Consider the following 14,709-nt stretch of genomic DNA (forward strand, 5'->3'; position numbering starts at 1 on the left):
AAAAAGATCACCACCATTTTAGTTTACTAATTGTATTTCCGACTTCTTCCGCGAACTCTTCTCCCTTTTTAAGAAGATCTGCTGCACCATTTGCTATGAACAATTCCGATGCATATTTAGCTTTATCCCATTCAAGATCAAAAATTTTCCCGTTAATCGAAGCCATATACTCGTTATATTTATCATTCACAATCTTGGATGCTTCCGATTTCGCCTCTTCTCTTCCCTTGTCGAAATCATCGGCTTTTGTTCCCGTCCAATGCTTGCCCAATTCCGGTTTCACAATTTCTTTGATTTCAGTGATTGCCTCTTCTTGCAGTGTGTCTATGTCCTTTTTTGCTTTTTTCAGCTTTTCGATCTTGTCTTCCACGTCGGAAATTTTTCCGTTGAGCGAACTTTTGATATCCGCTAGCATACTTTCATAACCCATCTGAATCACCTCTTAATACTCAAAAAGTCGTATGGAGGGGCTGATGAAGATAGACTTTTCCATACTTTATTTCCATATATTATATTTTAAAATAGCCAGAAGGCGGCTTAAATAGGGTAAATGGCTTAATTTAGGCATATAACGCTCTTGAAATGTAGGTATTTGATCTTGTTTTTGTTCGTTATACAGCTAATAAAAGCGTTTTATAAAATGAAATCACCTAATGTCATAGTTATAAAGGCACTTGAAAGAGGCAGATGTTGTTGATCTGCCTCTTTCGGCGCTGAGCTTATTGTTCATGTTTATGTTCTTCATCTGGTCGGCCATGTCTGATTTTGTCATTTGGCTTCTATTATTCCCCCCTTCTGACCCTTTGGATCAAAAGCTTGTATTAGCTGCAGTCCCAGTTGTACAGAACGTTTGAAAAGTCTTTTTTCCTTAGATCTTCAGGTGTGATGAAAAAATTGGCGATGCCGACGTCTCCCCACATTGAATCGATATCATCGTCTGAATCAATTTGTAAAAGCATGATGGTGTGTTCTTTATATGCGTATTCCCGTGGATCATGCTGGGTAAAAGAAGCGTATCCGCCGATTTTATGGCCAAATCCGTTTTCAGCCAGTTCATTATAAATGTCCTCTTCATCCTCGCCGAACTGACCAAAGAACTCCATTGTTTCCATGCCCGTATACTGCTCAAATTGAAAATCTGTAGGCAGCACCCATTCCGAAGATTTCACAGGCTCGACTGCCGCTTCTGATAAAATTGGAAAATCACATTCGCCTGTGCCGATAAATGAAAAATCAGAAACAAGCTCGTCTTCGTTTTCTACGATATTTTCAAAATAGATCACTCTGAAATTCTTTTGTTCACATCGATCGTCAAAATTCAATCCATAGACGTCATCATGAACAGAAATGTAGAACTGCAGGATACCTGAAGAAGGGTAGCCGTCAAGCTGGGGAATGTGCGAGAAATTAATCTGTGCCAGAAGCTTCATTGGCTGTCCATTTTCATCAGTCGGGTATGTTTCATGCTTGGGGAAATAGGGATCACCGGCAATTTTGCTGTCATATCGTCCTGTTTTCCCTTTTCTCACATTCAGTTTCACGTATTCTTTCGCTGATTTCTCCAGCAAGTCGCGGTACGGTCTCATTTTTTCGGGTAGATGATTCATCAGATTCTCTCCTTTTCCGGCATCTCCAATTATTTTTGGAAGGTTTTATTTTCTGGTTTTCTTCTAATGTTTTTCAAACGAATGTTTAAAGAAGCCCTACTTCTGCAAAATTTTCCAAACAATAGTTAAATAGTAGCAAATGTATTCAGCACCCCGCAATAGATGAAAAAAAGACTGGTGCGCAACCAGCCTTTCTTTTTCAACTATTGAATTGCACCTGACGGAACAACCGCCTTCCGTCCGACAGAATAATACTCCACTCCTGAAGCCAAAGCCTCATCCAATGTGTAGCAGTTTCTGCCGTCAAATATGAGCGGCGTTTCCATCAAATCCTGATAAGCCGCTAACGGGAATTGTTTAATGTCAGCCCAGTCGGTTAAAATCATGACGGCGTCAGAACCTTTGACAGCTTCCTCGATCGTCTCTTTATATTCAACAGCTTGCGGGAGAACATGCTTTGCATGGCCGACTGCAATGGGATCGTAGGCTCTAATACGGGCGTCGAGCGCAGCGAGACGGTCTGCAATAACAATTGACGGCGCTTCTCTCATATCGTCGGTATTCGGTTTAAATGACAGGCCTAAAAGGGCAATCGTTTTTCCCGTCACCCCGCCGAGCCTGTTCAGCGCTTTATCAACCAGCATCGCCTGCTGATTGTTGTTGACTTTGATAACCGATTTCAGCAGTTCAAAATCATGCTCGACATTGCCGGCAATTTGCACGAGGGCGTTTGTGTCCTTTGGAAAACAAGAGCCGCCGTAGCCTATGCCCGCTTTTAAAAACTGGCTCCCGATCCGCTTATCCTGTCCCATCCCGTACGCGACTGCTTCAATATCGGCGCCGACCTTTTCACATATATTCGAAATTTCGTTTATAAAACTGATCTTAGTGGCCAGAAAAGCATTTGAGGCATATTTGATCATCTCGGCGCTTCTGATATCCGTTTGGTATATCGGGATTTGAAACGGACGGAAAAGCTCCTCCAGCGTATTTGCTGTTTTCTCATCGGCCGTCCCGATCACGATCCTGTCACCATGAAAGGTATCATAGATCGCCGACCCCTCACGTAAAAATTCTGGATTGGATGCGACCGAAATACTGACAGGCTCCGCTAGATGTTCAGTGATCAGTCCATTAATCAAATCGTTTGTCCCAACGGGCACTGTGCTTTTCGTTACCACGACTGTATCTCGTTTGACATGCTTTGCGATGCGTTTGGCCGCATCTGTAATTTGCTCCAGATTGGCGTGCCCGTCGCTTTTCTGCGGTGTGCCGACCGCTATAAAAATGATGTCTGCCTGTGCCAAGCCTTTCTCATAGCTCGTTTCAAAGTTCAGCCGTCCATCAGCTGTATTTTTTCTCATCAGCTCTTCAAGACCTGGTTCAAATATGGGGGAAATGCCCTTTCTCATTTCATCAATCTTGTGAGCGTCAATATCAATGCAGGTTACATGATGTCCAATCTCAGAAAGAGAAACACCTGTCACAAGACCGACATAGCCTGTTCCGATGACTGTTATATTCATTGTTTCCCTCCAACAGTTAAATTGCTGCTTTGCAGCTTCCGTAATATCGTATGAGAACATCCTATCATGAATGCGAATGATCTCCCGCATAGCCTGTCGGGTACAGCCTGTACAGATTTCTGAAATGTGATTCAACCATACAATACACTATTATATCGCTCTCAAAAAGAAAGTGGTGAAATGAGAATCGGCTGTTAAAAAAGACCAAACAATTTTCTTCTTTTGACCGGCTGCGGAGGCTGTCTGAAGATGGTCTGATTCCGCAGGAGAAGCTCTGCATTTTCCGTCAGCATATAAGGAAGTTCCGAGCCGAATTCTTTCTCTAGAACATAAAGAGCCTCTTGGGTGTGAAAATTTCTCGTTTTCACATTATGGGCATCTGAGGCTACGAAATGGATCAAATTGGCTTCAACCAGCCGGAGAGAAAATGCTTTCAGCTGCTTGCCGAAGGTCCCCGCAAGACTTCCTGAAGTAATCTGAGATGCTGCTCCTTTTTCCACAAGATGATACAGCAAAGACGGGTTTTCGCGAATTTCCCTGTTGCGTTCAGGATGGGCGATAACCGGAATATATCCTTTCAGCTGCAAATCATAAAAAAGCTGCTCCGCATATCGGGGAACGTGATCAAACGGAAACTCAATCAAGATGTGTTTTGTATCATTCAGCGAAAGCAGCTGCTGTTTGGCAAGGTCTTGTTCCACCTCGCCGTAGATTCTGATTTCCTGTCCCGGAAGCACATGTAAAGGAATGTCTTCTTTGATTAAACGTTTGTTTAACTGATCTGCTGCTTCTCTGACTGCGGCTGGCTCGTTTTTATACACACCGTTGTTATGATGAGGTGTCGCAATGATCGTCCGGATTCCCTGACGAACAGCTGCTCTTGCCATTTCTATGCTGTCGGCCGAATCACCTGCCCCGTCATCCATTGCGGGAAGAATGTGACAGTGAATATCGATCATGTCCTAGCCCCCTTTTTTCGCAAAAATAAATAACGGGCACGATGCACGTTATTTATTTTGCATGAAATTGTCCTTGTTTCCGTAATATCCGTATTCAGAGTGCTTCGAAAGCTTTTTGCCGTTCATAATCGCCCCGAGGAGCTTGCTTTTGCACGTTTCAAGCGCCTCTTTCGCTTTTGCGGCTTGTTCTTTTTCTGTTTTCCCGCTTGAAATAACCAGAACAGAACCGTCTGCCACGTTGCCTAAAATCTGTGCATCTGCTACGGCAAGAATAGGCGGCGTATCAAAAATGACCATATCATATGCCGCACACGCTTCGTATGCAAGCTCCTTCATCCACTTCGAGGAGAGAAGCTCGGCCGGGTTTGGCGGGATCGGGCCGCTCGTCAGCACGTCAAGATGTTTTTCATTCGATGCTTGTACAGCCTGCTCCATAGAGCTTTTCTTTAATAAAACAGATGTTAAGCCAACCGTATTTTCAAGAAAAAAGGCAGTATGTACTGTTGGTTTTCGCAAATCAGCATCAATCAGGAGCACTTTTTTTCCCTGCTGGGCGAATACGACAGCCAGATTGGCGGCCGTTGTTGATTTTCCTTCCCCCGGACAAGCCGATGTAATCATGACTGATTTCATTTGCCGGTCCACTGAAGCAAATTCTATATTCGTGCGAATCGTCCGATATTGTTCAGAGTTCAAGGATTTCGGCTCTGTCATTGCAATGACATTTCTCCGCATCCGCGAGTCTCTGCTTTTTCTAAGCGCCAAAATGTCCACTCCCCGTTTTTTCAGATTGGAAACCCTGTAAGGTCTTTGCTGTTTTCTGCTCATTCGCAATGGTGGAAACTGTCCCTAAAACAGGTATGTCCAGCAAGGATTCGAGCTGCTCTTCCGATTTGATCGTATTATCCAAATGCTCAAGCAGGAAGGCCAGTCCGATGCTTCCCGCCAATCCGGCCGCAAACGCGATGGCAATGTTTAGAAGCGGCTTTGGCGATACAGGGGACGGATGTTCTGAAACCTCGGCTTTTGACAGAATGCTGACATTGTCAACATTCATAATGGATGTGATTTTGTCTTGAAAAACAGATGCTATAGTATTGGCAATATGAGCCGCTGTTTCCGCGTTTTCATCCTTGACTGATATGTTGACCACTTGGGAGTCCTGTTCGCTGGATACGGTAATTTTGTCATTCAGTTCTTGGGATGTCATCGACAGGCCCATTTCTTTAATGACTTCATCTAAGATGGCAGGGCTCTTAATGATGACATTGTACGTATTGATTAACTGAAGATTGGTTTGGACATCGTTAAATTGGACTTCTTTTCGTTCATTTTTCGATTGGTTGACCAGAATCTGAGTTGAATTTTCATAGATGGGTGTAAGTGCGAAGAAACTAATGAGTCCGCCGGCAGCAGTGGCAGCTGCGGTTACAATCATAATCAAAAGTATGCGTTTTGTTAACGTTGATAATATCTCTTTTAAGCTAGTAGATTCTCCCATGATACCTCCAAATCTCTTATAACATCCTTTTCCATCTACGATTATACAACGTTGAAACCGCATTTCTCCAGCTTTTCACGTGACATAATTCGACATTTTTTTACAAAACGTTATGTTACTCTTTTTTATGTAAGCGCTATATTTACTGTGTTGACAGTGGTGGCTCATTTTCTCTTATTCGTGCAGTCACGTCATCTCGCATAAAAAAATCCCGCTAAAGGCGTGCGGGATTTTTATGTTGCATATCCATTTTTAATATGAGAAATCAAATTTTCAAGCATTTCCTTCGTCGTCATCTCAGATGACTGCTCACCAATTTCATGTGCATGCATCAAAATTTTCAGAAATTCTTCTTGATTCAATTTCTTTTCACTCATCTTTTTATTCCTTTCAGCTTCCATTAAGTTGAAAACACGATTATTATATGATGCTGGTTATCAATTTGCAATCTCTAATACATCATTCGACACATCCCATTTTTTATGTCCTTTTTTAGGAAAAACTTTTTAAGGCCGATGTGTTGCGATATAATAGAGAAATTGGATCTTTTTATTACGTGACTCGGTTAGGAGCGATAATCATGCTTCAGAATATGATTTCCAAAGACGATGTGCTGGCATCTGCTGAACAGTTAAAAGAACTTCTTCCTTACAATGAGGAAAATGTTCAGCTGATCAAAAAAGCCCTTATTTTATATCGGCAGGATTCAGTCTATCGTTTACAAGCAGTGAGTCCGACGGAAGTTACGGCTTACGTGCAGGATGTTGTGCCTGTGCGGGTCACATTGAACTTGTTTGTCATAGTCAAAAGCGGCTGTTCATGTCCGTCCGGAAGAATCTGCCGCCATATGCTGGCTGTGTTTTTATATGTATATGCAATGTTCGAGCGAGTGGGTACTTTTACAGAGTATTGGCTCGAGAGGGAAAAGCTTGAGGAAAGCAAAGAGCTCGTCCGCCGCCAGTTTCAGGAAAAGGTGCTGCCGAATGAAGAATCGCTTTCAAGCTGGCTTGCTTTTTTTGATTCAGAGTTTTCTCTCTGGCAGGCACGTACGCCAGAAGGCAGCCAAAACATGCAGGGCCTCTATTACGGCTACCTGTCCGCATTAAAAAAACATGCGCCGAACAAGCCGGAGCTGAAAAGCCTGTACCAGATTCATTCCGCGATTGCGGTTTGGCTTCGCATGTTCACATTGATTGAAGCGGGCAAGCTGAACCCCGAACAAGATTTTTATTCCCTCAATCCGTACGTTGAACAGCTGATGGATACAATCTACAGCTCTATTGATAAATTAAAAACGTACGCGCTGTCTTTTGCGCTTGATCCGTTTTTGGATAAAACACCGGATGTTATCCGACCTTTGCTGCTGAAAGAAGAATTTTTCCAATATGAACGCATCCGCGTCTTCGGTGAAATTTGGAGTGCGCTGCTGTCGCGGCCAAAATGGGTGGCACGCGAACAGGAGATATTGAAAAAAGAAGCAGGACGGCGTTTTTCTCCCGAATTGCAATTCGGGCGCCTGCATTTGGAATTCCTGCAAAAAAATGATGACGTTATTTTTGAGGAAGCGGATCAATTCCCGCCGGAAGCGCTCCCTTATACGTTCCAATGGCTGAGTGAAATGACTGCCAAGAAGGACTGGAAACGGCTTAAAATATGGTACCAGCAAATTGAACCAATTGCGATGGGTTATACGAAGCTGGATAAGCCGTTTAAAGAGATTCGCGATGTGATCGGCGAGCTGTTCCTTCTGTTGAATGCCTATGTGAAGCAAACCAATGATCAAGCGCTGTTTGAGCGCTTTGCCGCGGGCTGTCTGCCGTATACGTTCACAGAATACAGCCATCATTTATATGAGAAAAAACGCTATGCCGAGTGGATTGAAATTCATAGCCTTGTCGGCTTTTCCATCAATGAAATGGATAAAATGATACTCAAGGAAATTGCAGCGAGCGACCCTGAGGCGCTTATACCGGCTTACCATAGAGAAGTGGCTTTTTTCATTGATCAGAAGAACCGCAGCTCGTACAAGGAAGCCGCCCGGTATTTGAAAAAATTGCGCACCCTGTACAAAAAAGCGAAAAAGCAGAAGGTGTGGGAGCGGTATATTCAGCTACTGAGCTCGCATTACAAGCGCCTGCGTGCGCTTCAAGAAGAACTGCAGAAAGGAAAGTTGATTGATGGCGAGTCTTAAAGAAATTCTCATCCACGTCGAACAAATGGAAGATGGGTCATTTACGCTCTCAGCCTTTGATGAGAATGAGCAGCCTCTTCCCTACAGCCATATGAAAAAGCATTTGTTCCAATGGCATGAATCCTCATTTTACGGAACCTTTCTAGAGGATGTCAGCTTCATCGGGACGACTGCTGTCCTGCTATCTCCATGGATGACTGTAGAGCTTCTCGGCAAAAACTCGTTCAACTCATTCAGCTCCGTGCAGCTTACAGAAGAAACGGAGCCGCTGATCGAGGCGGCATCGACCATCTATGAATTTATCGCGGACGGCGATTTTATGCCTGACTATGACGCATGGACAAACGGTGTTTTTCGCTGGAAGGACCGCGATAATATACTGGAGGGCTTTACTGCGGAATGGTTTTCCGCTGCCGTACAGGATTACATCCAATACGACGATGAACTGCGGGAGAAATGGGAACATATCAAGGAGAAATCGCCTGCGGTTACGTCATTCCGCGGCCATTTTCTTGATGAAGAGGATTTTCTGGAAGGCATTGGCTGGATTGACGACCAATCTCCATTTACTGTCGGCTTGCGCTTAAATGAACCGGACTTTGACGGAGACGAATGGAAGATCGAGATGTTTTTACGCGATAAAAAGAGCGGCGCTGTAGAATTCTTTGACGGACTGAAAAGCCTCAAAAAATCGTGGCAGGCGTACAGCGATAAAATCGCGCGTGAGCAGGACCGCTTTCACAGAACGGTTCCGTGGCTGTCGTTTGATTCCGGGACAACGCTGATCTCGGAGGAAGAAGCCTGGATCTTCCTGTCAGAAGCAAGTGAGACGCTTGTCGATATGGGGGTAGAAATCCTCCTGCCGTCCTGGTGGCAGATTGTCAGAGACAGCAACATGATGCTGAAAGCAAAAGTGTCGTCCTCCCCGCGAGGCGAGTCATTTGTCGGCATGAATGCACTGCTTGATTTCAACTGGCGGTTTGCTACAAATGGAATTGAACTGACTGAGGCTGAATTTAATGAGCTTGTCGCCAGCAACAGGCGCCTTGTTAATATCCGCGGGCAATGGGTTAAAATCGATCCGCAGTTTATCAAACAGATGAAACGCCTGATGGAAAAAGCAGAATCAGAGGGACTCCACATGTCTGATATTCTGGCGCGTGAGCTAATGGATCAGCAGGATGGCGGACTTGAGGATTCGGATCTGATTGATACATCCGCGTTCGCCGGCATTCAGTTTGATCTGTCTAAACAGCTCAGGTCACTAATTCGAAAGCTCACTGCCGCGGAAAACCTGCCGGAGCACGAAGTCAGTCCTTCTTTCAAAGGAACGCTCCGCCCTTATCAGAAATACGGCATGAACTGGCTGCTGTTTCTGCGGGAAAGCGGTTTTGGCGCCTGTCTGGCTGACGATATGGGGCTTGGGAAAACGATTCAAATGATTGCCTATTTCCTTCACGTGAAGGAAATAGGCCGGCAAAAAACGCCTCATTTGATTATTGCGCCGACATCCGTACTTGGCAACTGGCAGCGGGAGCTTCAAACCTTTGCCCCTGATCTGTCTGTCGCGCTCCATTATGGGCCGCGCCGGCCAAAGGGTGATGATTTCGCCGCGCATTATGAAAACGCAGACGTGGTGCTCACTTCATATGGACTGTCACATGCCGATACTGAAGAGCTTTCTTCTGTGACATGGAACACGATCTGCCTTGATGAAGCGCAAAATATTAAAAACGCGCATACGAAGCAATCACGCGCAATCAGGAAGCTGAAGGGGCTCCACCATATCGCGCTGAGCGGCACGCCGATGGAAAACCGACTGACGGAGCTGTGGTCTATTTTTGACTTCATGAATAAAGGCTACCTCGGCAGTTTGACCGGCTTCCATAAACGCTATGTGCTGCCGATCGAAAAAGACCGGGACGAAAAGAGAATCGGACAGCTTCAGCAATTAATCCGGCCATTCCTTCTCCGCCGGACGAAACGGGATGAAGAGGTCGCGCTTAATCTTCCTGAGAAGCTGGAAGAAAAAGAATTTATCCCGCTGTCAGCCGAGCAGGCATCCCTTTATGAGCAGCTCGTCAAAGACACTTTTGACCATATGACATCCCTGACCGGCATGCAGCGAAAAGCGCTGATCCTCAGCATGCTTGGACGGCTCAAGCAAATATGCGATCATCCCGCGCTTTATTTAAAGGAAGAGCAAACCGAGCTGCTGGCCGGCAGATCAGTCAAGCTCGAAAAATTGCTGGAACTGATGACAGCGATCCGCGCCCAAAACGAAAGCTGCCTGATTTTCACGCAATACATTCAGATGGGGAACATGATGAAGCGGCTGCTTGAAAAAACGTTCGGGGAACCTGTGCAATTTTTAAATGGGAGTCTCTCCAAGCAAGAGCGGGATACACTCGTTGAGAAATTTCAAAGGAAAGAATATCCGACACTGATTCTTTCACTCAAAGCTGGAGGCACCGGACTTAATTTGACCGCCGCCAATCACGTCATCCATTATGACAGATGGTGGAACCCGGCGGTTGAAAATCAAGCGACTGACCGTGCATACCGCATAGGCCAGGAGCGCTTTGTCCACGTTCATAAAATGATTACGACGGGAACAATCGAAGAAAAAATTGATGTCATGCTTGAATCCAAGCAAACCCTGAACGATCAAATTATCCAAAGTGAAAACTGGATTACCGAGCTTTCCACACAGGAGCTCGAAGAACTGTTTACATTAAGCGCTACAGCGCAATAATCATGACTAAAAAAGCTGGCTCTAAAAGAGCCAGCTTTTTTCCGTTCATAGCCGTCACGCCGAATTTCCAAAAAATCCGTTACGCCGGTTATCAACAGGGTGCGCTTTTTTGGCAGCACATATACTTACAACAAATGTTTCATCATATGTGCGACACCATGTTCGTCATTGGTTAAGGTGACAGCATCGGCTATCGATTTGATGTCTTCCCGGGCATTGCCCATCGCTACACCTTTTCCCGCAGCCTCCAGCATCGATTTGTCATTTAAACTGTCACCTACAGCCGCGGTTTCCTCGAGCGGAATATTCAGCTGTTTTGCAAGCCTCTTCAGCGCCTGCCCCTTGGAAGCTTTTCGGGAAGAAAGCTCAAAGTTGTGCTCAGCCGAACTGACAAGCGTCAAATCTTCGGCATGCTCATATCTTTTCCAGCCTGCCTCAAGCTTTTCTTTGAAGAAAGAAAAGCCGAGAATATTATAAAAATCGATTGGCTGATCGGCTTCAAACAGCTCTTGAAAGGAGTTAATGTAAGCAAAGCCCGATTGGCTGTATTGCACCTCGGCCGCCTGCTTAAGGACAGAAAGATCCGCTTCCGGATTTGCGCTTCTGAATCTGTCGAGCTCAACATCAAGAAGTTCTCTGCCGTTTTGCGGTGTATAAATCGCTGAACCTGTGAATACCTCATAATAATAGTTTTCCGACTCAAGCCATGAGAGAATGTCATACGCCCGTTTCTTATCAATCGTTTCGTGATGATAAAGCCTGCCGTCGGGATCGTGAATGACGGCGCCGTTTGCACTGATGACCCATGTTTTGATCCCCAGCGGTTCAAAGATTGACATGACGTCAAAATGAGCGCGCCCAGTTGACACCACCACTTCAATGCCGTCCAGCTGCGCCTGCCGCAGTGCGTTTTCATTTTCCAAGCTTACCTGATGCTTGCTGTTGAGTAAGGTTCCATCTAAATCAATCGCAATTAATTTCACGTTTGTCAGTCCTTTCCTTCATCCTGCTCTGTCACGAGAAGCTCAACGCCGTTTCGGTCAAGCAAGTCACAAAATGCCTGATTCGGCAGCCTGTCTGTAATCAAAAGGTCGATTTCATTCAGCTCCGCATACTGATAAAAACTGGTGCTGCCCAGCTTCGAATGATCTGCAAGCGCGATGACCTGCTTTGCCTGCTGTATCATTTTCTGCTTCACCATGCCATCCTCTTCATGCGCAATTGTAATGCCATGTTCGGAAATACCGACCACACCAATCAGCGCTTTATCAACATGGTAGCTTGAGAGCTTTTCAATCACAGAGGACCCGTACAGAAAGCGGTGCTCCTTTTCCAGCTTGCCTCCCAGCAGATAAATTTCAATTCCCTCTTTATCGGACAGCACATCCGCAAGATTAATCGAATTGGTGATTACCGTACAATCAACCGCATTCAAATGCTTTGCACATGCCTGAACAGTTGTAGAGGCGTCTAAAATCACCCGGTCACCATCATGAATAAGCGATGCTGCAAGCCTGCCGATCTTATTTTTTTCCTCAGACACTGTTTTCAGGCGGCCGGAATAGCTTTGAATTTTCTGATGCACAGTCGGCAAAATGGCGCCGCCTCTTGTGCGGATGATGGCATTCTGTTCCTCAAGTTTCACAAGATCTCGTCGTGCTGTATCCCTTGACACTTGCAGGAGCGTACAGATCTGCTCCGTTGTAATTCGGTTATGCTGTTTTAAAAAATCCAAAATCGCTACTAATCTTTCTTCTTGGTACACGCCCTCATTCCTTTTCTTAGCAATCATTTATAAGTAATTATAAGTTTTCATTTAATTTTATTCAATATTAATAAGTGATTTTAAGTAAAAATGCGTCGAGAGAACCAATTTTTCCTAAGTGGACAAAAAGAAAGAACCAGTCTGGTCGACTGGTCAATTTTGAGGGGATGATGCGGAGATCCGGATAATAGTGAATGGATAGATAACGGGAGGAGCAGGGGGTGTCAATCAGCAGCTTTTTCCCGGGGTTTAGGGTCCATAAAACGAACAGTGTCAGCCAACACTTCTGTTACATACACGTTAACGCCTTCCGCGTTTTCATAGCTTCTTGTCTGAATCCGTCCGCTTACGCCGACGAGAGAACCTTTTTGGCAATACAACGCCGTGTTTTCAGCTGTTTTTCTCCAAAGTGTGCAATTGACGTAATCCGCTTCGATTTCACCTGAAGCATTCTTGAAGCTGCGGTTCACCGCGAGCGTAACATGTGCAACTGCCGCACCGGCGGAAGTGTAGCGAAGATCAGGATCTTTTGTAAGACGTCCGACAAGCATGACCTGATTGAACATGCGATTCCTCCTCTCCTTGCGGTTGTATGTATTGTAAATGATGCAACAAGAAAAGAAAAACGCTTAAAAATGGCTTTCAGCCTCTGTTTTTATCTTTCGTTTTCATTTTTCCTTCAGCTAAAAACATCTTTTGCTTTTTTCCTTTGAAGAAATATGTACTTTTTAAAAAACGGAAAAAGATTTGCTTTGTCAGCCAGTTTTGCGTATTCATGCGCACATAGGAAGAGCCATCCCACGCAAACCACTGAAAGCTCAATTTTTTTTCCGGCATTGACAGCTTGATTTTATACTGCTCCATGCCATCTTGTGTTTCGTATAAAAAACTTATTCTTCCTTTTTTGTTCAGATGAACCTCAAACACTTCTTTACGGCTTAACATATATGTTACTTCCTTTTGAATCAAATGACTTTCAGAAGGAACGCCGTCAATATAAATTTCTTTTAAACGAAATTGATTCATACCACATCTCTCCGTAATCCATAGTCAGTTACAGTATAATGAAAAAATAGAAATTATTAAATGTTTCGCTCATACAAAATTCTTTAGCCCCAACATTGCAGAACTTTTTCCTCGAAAACGTTTATGTTATAATGGAAGGCAAGAAAACTTTGGAAGTAATCGGGGTGAGAAGAAATGAAAACCTTTAAACTGGTTGACCTGAATGTGGAACGAGTGGACAAGGAAGAACAATCAATTGAACAGTTTCCCCTTATTGACGGACTGATTATAAATAAAGAAGACGGTGAAAATCACTGGCTGATTGAGGCGCTTGTACAGAAAGAACATCTGTCTTTTTTTGAACAGCTTCAAAACAGTCAATCTGAAGCCAAAGTATTTGTAACGATCACGAAAAAAAGCAATCGCCCCGCCCAGCTGACAGCAGCAGTGAAAAATATCGTCAAGCTGGAAGAAAGCATTCAGGTTTTACTCTACGGACAAATGGTCACAAGAAAACAGCAGGGCACTGAAACCATTCTCGAGTCCCTTGTAAAAGAGGGCTATACAGGAACAAAACTCATTGAGGCATTTAAACAAAAGTTATAAATACGAGGGGGCATGTTCCCCAAAACAGACACAGAACCGAAGAGCATCACAATAAACATTTAGAATAGATATGTTCTGCATGAAAAAAGCTGCCGTTTTAAACGGCAGCTTTTCTTTTCCATATTTAATTTGTATGGCCAAAAGAATCAACCAATTCCCCTTTCACAACAAGGCGCCCTTCAGTTTTGACAGCCTTGTCACATGTGATTAGCGTAATCTCTTTTTTGTTTGTCTCCTCAATTACATCTGCATCCATTTCCGATATGATATCTTTAGATGTTACAGAATAGATATAATCCTTTTTAAAATCCGTGATGACAATTTGGGCACCTGTTTTTATATTTTCCAGAGGTCCGAACAGAAGATTCTTTTGCTTCAAATGATGGCCCGCCAACGGATAATTTCCCTCACCCATTTTTTGATCCGGGCGCATTGTTGCCGCCCCTATCAAAAGATTTTCATTGGTTGTGCCTTTTACGATCGGAAGCTCCAGATCGACACTTTTAATTGTGATCCGCCCGATAACCGCTTTTTGATCGTGATTAAAGCCGGCCTTTACAGCATCCATCAACTCAGGCGGCTCGATTGAATCAAATTCATATTCCGCTTCTCTCTCATTATTTTTTTTCAGCTGCTCCACAGTTAAGGCCGATTCACTCTGGCTTTTGCTAAGATAAGCTATAATTCCACCTTTGATATAAGGAGAAGAGATCAGCAGCAGTCCGAAAAGGATGAACACCGTAATGATCATTTTCTTGTACATGCAAAAAACCCTTTCTTATACATCCTTCTAA

At 44.2% G+C, this 14,709-nt stretch carries 16 protein-coding genes; 3 read left to right on the plus strand and 13 right to left on the minus strand.

Annotated elements, in window-relative coordinates; all coding sequences use genetic code 11:
• Positions 1-7: 7 nt before the first annotated feature.
• From ACFVP7_RS19865 to ACFVP7_RS19900, 8 genes are all read right to left on the minus strand, one after another.
• Positions 8-430 (minus strand): DUF5082 family protein, encoded by a 423-nt coding sequence (locus ACFVP7_RS19865; protein WP_003242741.1) that lies wholly within the window; start codon positions 428-430, stop codon positions 8-10.
• A 216-nt stretch (positions 431-646) separates the two neighbouring features.
• A complete protein-coding gene (locus ACFVP7_RS19870) occupies positions 647-772 on the minus strand; it encodes a hypothetical protein (protein WP_119123079.1) in 126 nt (41 codons plus the stop codon).
• Positions 773-821: 49 nt separating this feature from the next.
• A complete protein-coding gene (locus ACFVP7_RS19875; protein WP_072173793.1) occupies positions 822-1,607 on the minus strand; it encodes a YwqG family protein in 786 nt (261 codons plus the stop codon).
• 203 nt (positions 1,608-1,810) lie between these two features.
• Positions 1,811-3,133 (minus strand): UDP-glucose 6-dehydrogenase UglF, encoded by a 1,323-nt coding sequence (uglF, locus tag ACFVP7_RS19880; protein ID WP_309530034.1) that lies wholly within the window; start codon positions 3,131-3,133, stop codon positions 1,811-1,813.
• 194 nt (positions 3,134-3,327) lie between these two features.
• Complete coding sequence (locus tag ACFVP7_RS19885) at positions 3,328-4,092, minus strand: tyrosine-protein phosphatase (protein ID WP_014481136.1); 765 nt, start codon at positions 4,090-4,092, stop codon at positions 3,328-3,330.
• Positions 4,093-4,140: 48 nt separating this feature from the next.
• Positions 4,141-4,857, minus strand: a complete 717-nt coding sequence (gene ptkA / locus ACFVP7_RS19890; RefSeq protein ID WP_015714839.1) for a tyrosine-protein kinase PtkA — start codon at positions 4,855-4,857, stop codon at positions 4,141-4,143.
• Positions 4,847-5,593, minus strand: a complete 747-nt coding sequence (tkmA, locus tag ACFVP7_RS19895) for a protein-tyrosine kinase activator TkmA (RefSeq protein WP_015251052.1) — start codon at positions 5,591-5,593, stop codon at positions 4,847-4,849. The genes ptkA and tkmA overlap by 11 nt, the downstream gene beginning before the upstream one ends.
• A gap of 233 nt (positions 5,594-5,826) precedes the next feature.
• Entirely contained in the window at positions 5,827-5,970 is a 144-nt protein-coding gene (locus ACFVP7_RS19900) for a hypothetical protein (RefSeq protein ID WP_003242876.1), read from the minus strand.
• Positions 5,971-6,173: 203 nt separating this feature from the next.
• Here ACFVP7_RS19900 and ACFVP7_RS19905 point away from each other — a divergent pair, with 203 nt between their 5' ends.
• Both ACFVP7_RS19905 and ACFVP7_RS19910 read left to right on the plus strand, forming a co-directional pair.
• On the plus strand, positions 6,174-7,784 hold the full coding sequence (locus tag ACFVP7_RS19905) for an SWIM zinc finger family protein (RefSeq protein WP_396582772.1): 1,611 nt from the start codon (positions 6,174-6,176) through the stop codon (positions 7,782-7,784).
• Positions 7,771-10,539 (plus strand): DEAD/DEAH box helicase, encoded by a 2,769-nt coding sequence (locus ACFVP7_RS19910; RefSeq protein WP_021480779.1) that lies wholly within the window; start codon positions 7,771-7,773, stop codon positions 10,537-10,539. Before ACFVP7_RS19905 ends, ACFVP7_RS19910 begins: the two co-directional genes overlap by 14 nt.
• 125 nt (positions 10,540-10,664) lie before the next feature.
• On the opposite strand, the gene ywpJ is transcribed toward ACFVP7_RS19910, so the two are convergent.
• The 4 genes from ywpJ to ywpG form a co-directional block, all read right to left on the minus strand.
• Positions 10,665-11,522: a phosphatase YwpJ gene (ywpJ, locus tag ACFVP7_RS19915; RefSeq protein ID WP_070547927.1), complete on the minus strand. Its 858-nt coding sequence runs from the start codon at positions 11,520-11,522 to the stop codon at positions 10,665-10,667.
• Positions 11,523-11,527: 5 nt separating this feature from the next.
• Entirely contained in the window at positions 11,528-12,304 is a 777-nt protein-coding gene (gene glcR, locus ACFVP7_RS19920; RefSeq protein ID WP_038829852.1) for a transcriptional regulator GlcR, read from the minus strand.
• A 224-nt stretch (positions 12,305-12,528) separates the two neighbouring features.
• Positions 12,529-12,870 carry a single-stranded DNA-binding protein SsbB gene (ssbB, locus tag ACFVP7_RS19925; protein WP_014478203.1) on the minus strand — a complete coding sequence of 114 codons (342 nt, stop codon included), beginning with the start codon at positions 12,868-12,870 and terminating at the stop codon, positions 12,529-12,531.
• 76 nt (positions 12,871-12,946) lie between these two features.
• Positions 12,947-13,330 (minus strand): DynA interaction protein YwpG, encoded by a 384-nt coding sequence (ywpG, locus tag ACFVP7_RS19930; RefSeq protein WP_003227796.1) that lies wholly within the window; start codon positions 13,328-13,330, stop codon positions 12,947-12,949.
• A 174-nt stretch (positions 13,331-13,504) separates the two neighbouring features.
• Between ywpG and ACFVP7_RS19935 the strand changes: the two genes are divergently transcribed.
• Positions 13,505-13,915, plus strand: a complete 411-nt coding sequence (locus ACFVP7_RS19935; RefSeq protein WP_003227794.1) for a YwpF-like family protein — start codon at positions 13,505-13,507, stop codon at positions 13,913-13,915.
• A 124-nt stretch (positions 13,916-14,039) separates the two neighbouring features.
• Here the strand turns inward: ACFVP7_RS19935 and ACFVP7_RS19940 are convergent, their stop codons facing one another.
• On the minus strand, positions 14,040-14,678 hold the full coding sequence (locus ACFVP7_RS19940; RefSeq protein WP_174242821.1) for a class A sortase: 639 nt from the start codon (positions 14,676-14,678) through the stop codon (positions 14,040-14,042).
• Between the last annotated feature and the right edge of the window lie 31 nt (positions 14,679-14,709).

This window comes from Bacillus sp. SG20033 (assembly GCF_044570195.1).
GTDB lineage: Bacteria > Bacillota > Bacilli > Bacillales > Bacillaceae > Bacillus > Bacillus subtilis.

What these genes read in the sequence shown, in the direction of transcription:
- ACFVP7_RS19885 (WP_014481136.1), bottom strand. Translation starts at nt 4,092, where the DNA reads ATGATCGATATTCACTGTCACATTCTTCCCGCAATGGATGACGGGGCA.
- ACFVP7_RS19910 (WP_021480779.1), top strand. Translation starts at nt 7,771, where the DNA reads ATGGCGAGTCTTAAAGAAATTCTCATCCACGTCGAACAAATGGAAGAT.
- uglF (WP_309530034.1), bottom strand. Translation starts at nt 3,133, where the DNA reads ATGAATATAACAGTCATCGGAACAGGCTATGTCGGTCTTGTGACAGGT.
- ywpG (WP_003227796.1), bottom strand. Translation starts at nt 13,330, where the DNA reads ATGAATCAATTTCGTTTAAAAGAAATTTATATTGACGGCGTTCCTTCT.
- ACFVP7_RS19905 (WP_396582772.1), top strand. Translation starts at nt 6,174, where the DNA reads ATGCTTCAGAATATGATTTCCAAAGACGATGTGCTGGCATCTGCTGAA.
- ACFVP7_RS19935 (WP_003227794.1), top strand. Translation starts at nt 13,505, where the DNA reads ATGAAAACCTTTAAACTGGTTGACCTGAATGTGGAACGAGTGGACAAG.
- ssbB (WP_014478203.1), bottom strand. Translation starts at nt 12,870, where the DNA reads ATGTTCAATCAGGTCATGCTTGTCGGACGTCTTACAAAAGATCCTGAT.
- ACFVP7_RS19875 (WP_072173793.1), bottom strand. Translation starts at nt 1,607, where the DNA reads ATGAATCATCTACCCGAAAAAATGAGACCGTACCGCGACTTGCTGGAG.
- ACFVP7_RS19900 (WP_003242876.1), bottom strand. Translation starts at nt 5,970, where the DNA reads ATGAGTGAAAAGAAATTGAATCAAGAAGAATTTCTGAAAATTTTGATG.
- ACFVP7_RS19870 (WP_119123079.1), bottom strand. Translation starts at nt 772, where the DNA reads ATGACAAAATCAGACATGGCCGACCAGATGAAGAACATAAACATGAAC.
- ACFVP7_RS19940 (WP_174242821.1), bottom strand. Translation starts at nt 14,678, where the DNA reads ATGTACAAGAAAATGATCATTACGGTGTTCATCCTTTTCGGACTGCTG.
- ACFVP7_RS19865 (WP_003242741.1), bottom strand. Translation starts at nt 430, where the DNA reads ATGGGTTATGAAAGTATGCTAGCGGATATCAAAAGTTCGCTCAACGGA.
- tkmA (WP_015251052.1), bottom strand. Translation starts at nt 5,593, where the DNA reads ATGGGAGAATCTACTAGCTTAAAAGAGATATTATCAACGTTAACAAAA.